Below are 9,249 nucleotides of genomic sequence, written 5' to 3'. Positions count from 1 at the left end.
TCGGGCGCAGGCGCTTCGGCTGCGGGTTCAGGCTCAGCAGCGGATTCGGGTTCCGGTGCGGGTGCTTCGGCCGCGGGTTCGGGTTCCGGTGCAGGCGCTTCGGCAGCAGGTTCGGGTTCCAGTTCGGGCGCAGGCGCTTCGGCAACAGGTTCAGGCTCAGCAGCAGAGTCCGGTTCAGGCGAGGGTGCTTCGGCGGCAGGTTCGGGTTCCGGTGCAGGCGCTTCGGCTGCGGGTTCCGGTGCAGGTTCCGGTTCCGCAGCAGGCTCAGGGGCAGGCGCTTCAGTCATCTCTGCAACGACTTCCTCTGGGACGGCTTCTTCTGCGACAACTTCCGCTGTTGCTGCTTCTAGTGCTGCGTCCTCGGCTGCGATTTCCTCTGGCAACGGCTCTTCAACAGGTTTTTTCTGGCTTGGCTTGGGCCCGCGCATCAGGGCAGGACTAACTGAGGGCGAGGGGCGATCGTCTCGATCACGCCCGCCTTTGCCCTTGCGACGCTGGCGATCGCCCGATCGGGAATCATCCGATCGCTCACGCGGCGACTCGTCTCCACCTGTACGTTCACTTTTTTTAACCGGGCGCGGCTTGTTGCCGCCGGATGGAGTGCTAGAAGTAGTCTCAGACGCTTCCTGGGTCTGACGCTCAGATTTTTTGATAGGACGTTCAACCATAACGCTCAGCTATACCCTGCCGCAACAATCATTCACTATCTGTTAATCGTAACAGTGCAGGTCAAACGCAACCGAGATTCGCACCGAGATCGGCGTTATTTTGCGATATCCCCCTGATCTGGATTGCAAGCAGGCAGGGTGCGGTCGTTGGAAATCAGTCTTGCCATAAAAAAGCCATCCAGGTCGTGCTGATGGGGCAAAATGCGAAGCCAGCCCTGCGGCTGTTGAAACTGGATAGCGGGATGATCGGTGGGCAGCAGGTCGATTTTCCACTGGGGCTGAGCGGTCAGAAAATCCTGCACAACGCGCTCGTTTTCGTCAGGATGCAGCGTGCAGGTGGCATAGACCAGCGTACCGCCCGGTTTGACCCAGGTAGCGACGTGGTGCAGCAGTTCAGCCTGTAACTGGGCAAGCTCCTGCACAGAGTCGGGGGTTTGCCGCCAGCGGGCATCGGCATGGCGGTGCAGCGTGCCCAGTCCCGAACAGGGCGCATCCAACAGCACCCGGTCTGCCTGCTTGGGGAACTGGGTGAGGGTGCGGCTGTCGCCAGGACAGAGTTGGATGCTGGTGAGTTGCAGTCGTTCGGCATTTTGTAGCACTTTTTTGAGGCGGTTGGCGCTGCGATCGCCCGCCCAAATCACGCCGCGATCGCCCATCAGTTCTGCCAGGTGCGTCGTCTTGCCGCCCGGCGCGGCGCAGGCATCGATCACCATTTCCCCAGGCTGCGGGTCGAGCAGCATCCCCACAAGCTGGGCGCTGGCATCCTGCACCGACCACCAGCCCTCTGCATAGCCCGGTAGCGCCGGAATTGCGCCCCGATGGTTTCGCAGCCGCAGCGCTTGGGGAAAGCCCGTCAACCGTTCTACGGCTACGTCCGCCGCCTGCATGGCCGCCTCCACCTGTTCTATCGAAGCCCGCAGGGGATTTACCCGCAGGTCAATACTGGGCGGCTGATTAAACCAGTTGCAGAGTTGCTCAGCATCATTTTCGCCAAATTGCGCGATCCACTGCTGCACGATCCAGTCGGGCATACTGTGTGCGATGCCGATGCGCGAAACCGGTTCGGCTGGCAGGTTCAGCGGGTCACCCGTCTCGCGCTCTGCGGCTTGTCGAATATCCCCCCGCAGCAGCCCGTTCACGAAACCCGCCAGCCCCGCAAAGCCGTTGCCCTTGGCCAGGTCTACGGTTGTATCGACTGCCGCCGAGGGGGGAATGTGGCTGAGATAGCGCAGTTGATAGAGTCCCAAATGCAAGATGAGTCGCAGATTGGGCGGCTGCTGGTCGGCGGGTTTTGTGGCCAGTTGGCTAATCAGGGCATCGAGGGTGCGCCGTCGCCGCACACAGCCGTAGACCAGTTCGGTGGCCAAGCGACGATCGCGCTCCGACAGATCGCTCCGGTGCAGCCGTTTGTCCAGCGCCGCATCAGCAAATGCGCCCCGATCTACATCCCGCAGCGCCTCCAGGGCAACCTGCCTCAAGTTTTGGTCCACATCTTGACTCATACTGACTACCGTAGCTAAAAAGCTGGTGCGAAAATCAGAGCCGCCCCAGTTTGGCGCTCAAAACCTGTTTCCCAACGCAATCCTCGATGCAGCGCTCGATACCCCGTTCACCCTCCCGACTCACACAATTCTGGTCCCTCAAAACCCAGTGGCTCTGGGCGATCGCCCTCTGCACGCTGATTGCCATCCTCTCGGGTCTGAACTTTTCGGCATACTATTCGCCCAGTCTTAACTCTGATCAGGCAATCCATGTGCTGATGGCAGAGGATCTGCAACTGCCCGCCGATTTTTACTACTGGGGACAAGATCGCCTCGGCAGCCTGGAACCTATCCTGGCGCACGGTTTGCTGACCCTGCTGCCGCTGCACCCGGTGGTGGCGATTTCAATCGTTCAGTATGCGATTTTGATCGCGGGTTTTTGGATGTTTGCCCGATTCTTCAAACAGCCACTCATCAGCATCATCCTGGCGCTGGTCTGGTTTTTGCCGCTCGACTCTTTTGTCGAATTGGTGCTGCCTGCCCATCCCTACAGGGCGCAGTTTCTGATGCTTGGCGCTGCGCTGCTGTTGGGCCGCCAGTTGCTAACCAAGTCCAGACCCAGCGAAGCATTGAATCAGCCGTTGACCCTGGCGGCGATCGCCCTCTGTGCGTTTCTAGCAATTTGGATTTCTGACTTTTCGGCGCTGATTTTTGGCACTCTGGCGATCGCGCTGATGCTTATTCGGATGGGCGATCGCCCTGCCCCCGCCAACCAGCCGCTCTGGCAGCGCATCGGGCTGTCGCGGCTCGACCTGCTGGCCCTGGGTCTAGCCTCGCTGGTCGGCATTGGCTTTATCGCCTTTGCCAAGAGTCATGCGATGCGCCGCATCGAAAACTATGGCACCCTGAGCAACCCTGACCAGATCTGGGCCGCCGCAACGCATCTGGCGATCGCCGCTTGGGAAACGCTTACCTTTCAGCACGGGCCGCTGCTGGGGGTTCATGCCGTTCTGGTGTTGGGCAGCGTGGCGACGATGGGGTACTTGTGGATGAAGGGGCGATCGCACGCTCTCCGACTCTCGCCCTGGTTCTCCTACTTCCTCGCTGCCGCAGTTCTCAGCTTTGCCGCGCTCCTCTGCCTCGCCTGGGTCTATCACAATCGCGTCAGCCTGCGATATTTTGTGCCCGTCTATCTGCTGCTGTGGCTAGCGGCGCTCAGTTTTTTGCAGGCCCTCAGCGGCCCCTGGTTTCGCCGCTTGGGGCTGCTGCTGCTGGGCACGGCGCTGGTATCCGGCCTAACGCTGCCAAACGTGCTGTCATTCAAGCGCCCGCCCTCCACCATCGCCCGCCTCCAGCCACTCCAGACGCTTGCACCCGCCGCCTTTATCGCCCAGCCTGGGGGGCCTTATCTATTCTGCGCGGTTGACCCCGCAAACCTGGACTGTACTCCCGCAAGTGTCAACTGGAAAGCTGCCTGCGATGCAGACTCCCCGCTCAGCAATTCTCAGGAGCGGCGATTAACCAGAATTTCCCGTCCCCGCTGTCCCCGCTGCACCCGGCGTGCCCTTGCTGCACCGACGATTTATGCAGTCAAGGGAAAGTGGCTGGAGGCAGTGAGTTCTGCCGACGATCCATTTCCCAGGGAAATGCAGCAGTTTGGACTGTGCTTGGTGAAAGTCGGCGAGCCGATTCAGGTGAGTAAATATTCGATGGCTCCCTATAGGCTCAAAACGCCCAAGCTCAAAACGCCTGCACCGTCTCCTTAAGGGATGAAGAAAGGGATAAAGGGGCGGGAGGGTTGCCAGGGCTTGTGCGTATGGTTTGAGAGGCTGACTGAGCCAAATCAACGGCGAACGGCGAACAGCGACAGGTTCGATACCCAGCCCAGCAGTCGGGTCGGGCGATAGTAGAGCGTCAGGTCGGGCGGGAACAGTTGCCTAAACTCCGAGAGCGTCAGCAGGTTGAGGTTGGCTTCTTTTGACCAAAAATCGTGTCCCAAAAGCCGCAAAATTCGCCGAAACCAGCGGGGCGGCAGCCAGTGAATCAGCGGCAAGATGGTGTGAAATTCCACCGGATACCAGCGGTTGGGCGTGGCGATATAGACCTGTTTTCCAACACGGCAGAGTTCCTGAACGAAGGCACGCTGCTGTGCCCGACTGCCGACGTGTTCAATGACGGCAAAGCTCACTACCAGGTCAAAGCTCTGATCCGCAAAGGGCAAATCTAGGGCGTTTGCCTGGACAAACTTTAGGCCCGGAAACTCCTGTTCGAGGAAGGATGCATCCTCTAGCCCAACGGCGGTGATGCGGTCTGGATAGGGATAGGCCTTTTCAAAAAAGTTGCAGTCTTCGCGGCGATCGAGCGTTACGCCGACATCGAGTACTGTGGTGTCAGGGGTGGGCCGGGCCAGATCGAGGAGCGATCGCACCATTCGCTTACGGGCATAGAGCGACAGCTTGCTGACTAACCCCAGCAGATTGGGTTGAACATAGCCGCTATTCTGCTCTGGGACAGATGCATGATTGAAGGAACTCATCTACTCCACCGGGATTATCTTCTAATAGACAGGCTTTAGACAGGCTGTGAGAGAGGCTTGAATGCAGCACGTCTGGGTCTAGTTCGGCGGCTGTCGCAGGGGAGGTGATGACCCTGGCCCGGCCACCTCGCGCACTCGGTAGATGGGTCGGCCTTGGGACTCATGGTAGGTTCGCATCAGCAGTTCCGCCAGCAGCCCAAAGCAAAACAACTGCACCCCAGCCAAGAAGAGAACAACCGCGAGGATCAGCAGGGGGCGATCGCCAATATCTTGCCCCCGCACAAACTTGAGAAAGCCCAGATACAGTCCCACAAGCGTGCTGGTACTCATCAACACCAGCCCCCACAGCCCAAACACATGCATCGGGCGGGTCAGAAACTTTTTCATGAAGGCAATGGTGAACAGATCCATCACCACGCGAACCGTGCGCCCCAGCCCATACTTACTCTTGCCAAACTGGCGGGCATGGTGGCGCACGGGCACTTCAGTAATTCGCGCCCCTTCGATATAGGCAAGGGCAGGCAAAAAGCGGTGCAGTTCGCCGTAGAGGTTCATGTCTTCCACCACCTCTGTCCGATAGGCTTTGAGGGAACAGCCGTAGTCATGCAGCTTTACACCCGTGACGGAGCCGATCAGCGCGTTAGCTATTTTAGACGGCAGCAACCGGGTCAGCGCTGCGTCCTGCCGATGTTTGCGCCAGCCGCTTACTAGGTCATAGCCCTCGTTGAGCTTGGCCACGAGCATGGGAATATCGGCTGGGTCGTTTTGCAAGTCGCCATCCAGCGTTACGATCACCGCACCCCGCGCATGGTTAAAGCCTGCGGCCATGGCGGCTGTCTGGCCATAATTTCGCCGCAGCAGCACGGCCCGCAAGTCGGTGCGCTGTTGTGCTAGCTGCTTCAGCAGGGCAGTGGAGCCATCTTTGGAGCCATCATCAACGCAGACGATTTCGTAGTCCATCCCGCTGGCTTGGAGCGTGGAGGCGATCGCCTCGATCAGCCGGGGCAGGCTCTCCACCTCGTTGTAAATCGGCACCACCACCGAGAGGGCTGGTGCAGCTGTGTGGCTCTCTGCCCCATTTAGCTGCTCCTCTAGTCGCCCCTCTAGTTGCCCGTCAACCGGATGACTATCCACCGGATGCCCATCGCCTGGATGCACCAATTTCGGATCTTGCGAAGAAAAAGAAGTCGTCATACCACCTCGGGCATCCTGAAGGCAACTTGGCTAAACGCCCAGACAATCTACCTAGACAATCCACCTAGATAATCCACCTAGACAAAACGCCTAGACAAAAAGTTACAGAGTACGCTTTACAAAGTACGCGACAAGGTACTCTGTGAAGATTATTCAACACGATGGTCATTTGGGAAAGATGGTGTGCCAGCGTTGCGGACACGCACCACCTTGCTCAGCAGGTCAAACCAGAAAGATGACCCCATTGAAATCGCAATTCCTGTAATCAGCCAGCCCAAAATCCGCTTGGGAATCGAAATAAACAGACTAGTATTGGGCGGAAACTGTTGCAGGCGGTTGCGCTGGTTCCAGCCGATGGGTAAAGGGATATCATCCAGCACCGTATCGACCGCATCGCGAACGTCTGCCAGTTCTTGCTGAAGGTTGGGCGCTGCTGCGCTGGGTGAAATGGGCGTTGTATCGGGCGGCAATGCGCCGGGTTCCAGCGTGCCAAAACTGGACTCGCCAAAACTGGGAGAATTTGGAATTGGCAATGGCTGTCCAGTGGTTGGGAAGGCTTCACGAAACCGGGTGGGCGCTTGGGGCGACTGGCTCAGAAGCTGGTTGGCGCTTTCGGACACCGCAGCCCGAATCGCCGAATCTCGCGACAGGCGATCGACCACAAGAAACGTGTCTGCATTGGTTGCTGCCGCCAGCAAAATGCCCAAAATAATCGCCACCCCTTTGGCATTGCGTCTGTAAACACCGGATGCTCGATCCATCGAACGGTTGAACCAGTTCTCTACTTCTTGCTCCAGTTTGCGTAGCCCGTCCTGGAGTCCGTCTGACCGCATTTGCGCCTGGTTTGCCAGGATGATCAGGTTTTGCTTGAGATGGGGAGGAAGCTGGCTGACGCGCGATCGCACCTGAATCACCGCATCCTCTAGCTCGGCAGGCAAATTGCTGCGATTGTTCAGGACAAGCGCCATCACCTCGCCAATGGTCGGCTCCAGCTTTTTCATTTGCACGGCCTGTTTCAGGTAGGGCAGCCGCCCCAGAATGATGTCTTGACAATGGTGGTTGTTCTTCAGGTACGCCTCGGTGCTGTCGATAAACAAGCGAATCTGCTCCGTCGCCAGATCCATGCTTCGAGACAGCGAAATCCGGTTGCTGCGAAAGTCGTCGCGAATGTTTCGGAGTCGCTGCCGCAGCCCTTCAAATTCCGCTTCTAGAAGCGAGTCGTCGCCGACGCTGTTGCGGAGCGATTTGAGGATATCTTCTACCAGCGCCAGCTTTTCTTCGCCCAATCGGCACATGGTGTAGTCGCTAATTTTTTGAGTCAGGCTTTCCACATCAAGCTGCTGGAGCAGCGCATCGGCGAAGGTTTTGGAGGGAATATAGGAGGGGCCGCTGAACTGGTTGCCAAACACATTGCGAGCGCCCGTAACGCTGCGATAAAGCGCCCCAATATTGCGAGATACCCGGCGAAACAATCGGGGCAGGGTTCCTTTTGCTTCCTGGTTGAGCGATCGCATCAACGGGCTGCTGTACAAATTGTCGATAAAGGTTTGATAGGTGCTGACTTCTTCCGCATTACCCGTGAGCAAAATCTCGATGGACTTTTTGAGATGGTCGGCCCGCCATTGCAGCAGCGTTGCGAGGAGTTCCTGAAGTTCTGACGCCAGCAAGCTGAGGATAAGAAATAGGAAAATAACCCCAAGCGTAATATCAAAAATGATCGGCAGACTCATCGCGCAACCCCTCACCCTGCCCCAATGGGCGATCGCTCTAAACTAAAAACCAAGCGTCTATCAAAAAGCCTCAACCAAAAGCGGGCCCCCAAAACCGGAAGCCCGCCTATTAGTTTAATCGTAGTTTTTCGGCATGATACATCAAACTTGTCGCTGCCGCTGATGATGCAGACTGTGATGCAGATCGTGACGCAGATTGCGAAGCCGAATTGCGACAAGCCCAACGTAACGCAATACCAGTTGGGCTACACCGACTGAAGCACACGGTTGGTTCGCAGACTCAACGCTACAGGTGCAGCAAGCTGAACTTGCTGTCGCGCCTGAATCACATCTGCGAGGTTTGGCATTTCTTGCCAGCAGTGCGTACAAAACCAGTAGACACGATTGTGTCGCGCATGGCGCAACAAAGGCTCGGAGCAGCAAGGGCAAAGGTTCATGGCTTTATAAGGAGCGCTTAATTATGAAGTGAGAAATACAGACAACGAGGAATGCAGGATTCAGATCTGCCTGAAGAAGCTATCCGAGTAAGTTTCTTTGGCTCTCGCCGAGCATTACTTCAATCGGTTAGGTCGATAAAGAAATGCGTCTAATGCGTCTAGTATGTGTTTAACAGCATGTTTCTAAAACCTTCTCTTTAAGTCTAGCGTTCAACAAAAATCTGAAAAGTTTCTAGAGGAACACAATCGAATTTTCAGAGGTCGTCCCTGAGGAAGATTCTAAAGAACACGAATTACTGCCCTCTCTAGCCGAACCCCAGCAGCCCAAGACTCACAAGCTTAGTCTTGCATTCTTAATTTCGCAGTCTTAGTCAGAAAAATTTGACTTCCTAGACTTGAACTATTCCAGAATCAGACTATTTCCAATGAAGATGAAAAAGGATAAGAAAGGACGAAGGATAGAAGTTTTTCCAGAATGACTCGACTTAGCTGGCCGATAGAAGGCTAGTTGATAGACGGCTGATTGACAGATAAAAATACGGTTTAGTTCAATCGAGATCAATCTCACAATTAACCAAAGGGTCAACCAAAGAATCAACCAAAGAGTCAACCAAAGAATCAATCACGCAAGATAATGCTTAGTCTTGTCCTCCACTTATCATTGTTGAACATAATTAATGGACGTGCAAGACTTCTAAAGAAAATGTTACAAGCTTCGTCGTGAGAGTTTACGCTTTGAACATCAATTAATTTGCTTCTTGATTTGCTTCTGTCAAGGCGAGATTTAAATATTTTGTATAGAGTTTGGAGTGTCTGCTCTCTAGGCTGTGACTAAAATCTGGCATTTGCAAGTCATGGGCAAAAAATGAATTGCTCAGGCGATAAAATTTGTATCATTTAAGACGCAAAATTGGTATCGATTTGTACGAATTAATAGTCAGGCGACTTCCGCAATTTGTTAGAAATTGCATCCAGAATTTGCGGATACCGATGCTGCTCTGGCCGTGTCCGCAGGATGGCGTAACGCTTTATTTCAGAAACGCTGTTTCTCCTGTCATATCCTGAGTGTTGTGCTACGCGAAAATAATGATTGTGCTAAGCGCAAATGCAGAATTTCCGCAAAAGTAGAACGTATCCCTTTGAACCCATCGGGCTGGTTACCTGACAAATCTTTTCCCCTCATCCCTAAATCCCTTCTCCCAC

7 protein-coding genes and 1 pseudogene are annotated in these 9,249 nt (G+C 55.5%); 2 read left to right on the top strand and 6 right to left on the bottom strand.

All coding sequences use genetic code 11. The features are described from left to right. Together IGS51_RS03040 and IGS51_RS03035 are read right to left on the bottom strand one after the other, a co-directional pair. A pseudogene (locus IGS51_RS03040) lies at positions 1-668 on the bottom strand (hypothetical protein); the annotation flags it as partial. Between the two features lie 95 nt (positions 669-763). Beyond that, positions 764-2,170 (bottom strand): 16S rRNA (cytosine(967)-C(5))-methyltransferase, encoded by a 1,407-nt coding sequence (locus tag IGS51_RS03035; protein ID WP_297075735.1) that lies wholly within the window; start codon positions 2,168-2,170, stop codon positions 764-766. 86 nt (positions 2,171-2,256) lie between these two features. Here IGS51_RS03035 and IGS51_RS03030 point away from each other — a divergent pair, with 86 nt between their 5' ends. Further along, the gene (locus tag IGS51_RS03030; protein ID WP_297075734.1) at positions 2,257-3,915 is read left to right on the top strand and encodes a hypothetical protein; all 1,659 of its coding nucleotides are present in this window, start codon (positions 2,257-2,259) and stop codon (positions 3,913-3,915) included. A 77-nt stretch (positions 3,916-3,992) separates the two neighbouring features. Here the strand turns inward: IGS51_RS03030 and IGS51_RS03025 are convergent, their stop codons facing one another. The 3 genes from IGS51_RS03025 to IGS51_RS03015 all read right to left on the bottom strand — a co-directional run bounded on the left by IGS51_RS03025 (position 3,993) and on the right by IGS51_RS03015 (position 7,609). Beyond that, a complete protein-coding gene (locus IGS51_RS03025) occupies positions 3,993-4,685 on the bottom strand; it encodes a class I SAM-dependent methyltransferase (protein ID WP_297075732.1) in 693 nt (230 codons plus the stop codon). Positions 4,686-4,763: 78 nt separating this feature from the next. Further along, entirely contained in the window at positions 4,764-5,879 is a 1,116-nt protein-coding gene (locus IGS51_RS03020) for a glycosyltransferase family 2 protein (protein WP_297075730.1), read from the bottom strand. A gap of 149 nt (positions 5,880-6,028) precedes the next feature. After that, entirely contained in the window at positions 6,029-7,609 is a 1,581-nt protein-coding gene (locus tag IGS51_RS03015) for a hypothetical protein (protein WP_297075727.1), read from the bottom strand. A gap of 24 nt (positions 7,610-7,633) precedes the next feature. Between IGS51_RS03015 and IGS51_RS03010 the strand changes: the two genes are divergently transcribed. Further along, positions 7,634-7,867, top strand: coding sequence for a hypothetical protein (locus tag IGS51_RS03010; RefSeq protein ID WP_297075725.1), 234 nt, complete (start codon positions 7,634-7,636; stop codon positions 7,865-7,867). Here IGS51_RS03010 and IGS51_RS22280 read toward each other — a convergent pair. Then, a complete protein-coding gene (locus IGS51_RS22280) occupies positions 7,855-8,046 on the bottom strand; it encodes a hypothetical protein (RefSeq protein ID WP_068509894.1) in 192 nt (63 codons plus the stop codon). The two genes, IGS51_RS03010 and IGS51_RS22280, sit on opposite strands and share 13 nt — an antisense overlap. Positions 8,047-9,249: the final 1,203 nt, after the last annotated feature.

The sequence above is a fragment of the Thermoleptolyngbya sp. M55_K2018_002 genome, assembly GCF_015295965.1.
Classification (GTDB): Bacteria; Cyanobacteriota; Cyanobacteriia; order Elainellales; family Elainellaceae; genus Thermoleptolyngbya; species Thermoleptolyngbya sichuanensis.
This window is presented reverse-complemented; position numbering and strand designations above follow the sequence as displayed.

Excerpts from the sequence above, each read along its gene's own strand:
- IGS51_RS03010 (WP_297075725.1), top strand. The coding sequence starts at position 7,634 with ATGGGCGATCGCTCTAAACTAAAAACCAAGCGTCTATCAAAAAGCCTC.
- IGS51_RS03015 (WP_297075727.1), bottom strand. The coding sequence starts at position 7,609 with ATGAGTCTGCCGATCATTTTTGATATTACGCTTGGGGTTATTTTCCTA.
- IGS51_RS03035 (WP_297075735.1), bottom strand. The coding sequence starts at position 2,170 with ATGAGTCAAGATGTGGACCAAAACTTGAGGCAGGTTGCCCTGGAGGCG.
- IGS51_RS22280 (WP_068509894.1), bottom strand. The coding sequence starts at position 8,046 with ATGAACCTTTGCCCTTGCTGCTCCGAGCCTTTGTTGCGCCATGCGCGA.
- IGS51_RS03030 (WP_297075734.1), top strand. The coding sequence starts at position 2,257 with ATGCAGCGCTCGATACCCCGTTCACCCTCCCGACTCACACAATTCTGG.
- IGS51_RS03020 (WP_297075730.1), bottom strand. The coding sequence starts at position 5,879 with ATGACGACTTCTTTTTCTTCGCAAGATCCGAAATTGGTGCATCCAGGC.
- IGS51_RS03025 (WP_297075732.1), bottom strand. The coding sequence starts at position 4,685 with ATGAGTTCCTTCAATCATGCATCTGTCCCAGAGCAGAATAGCGGCTAT.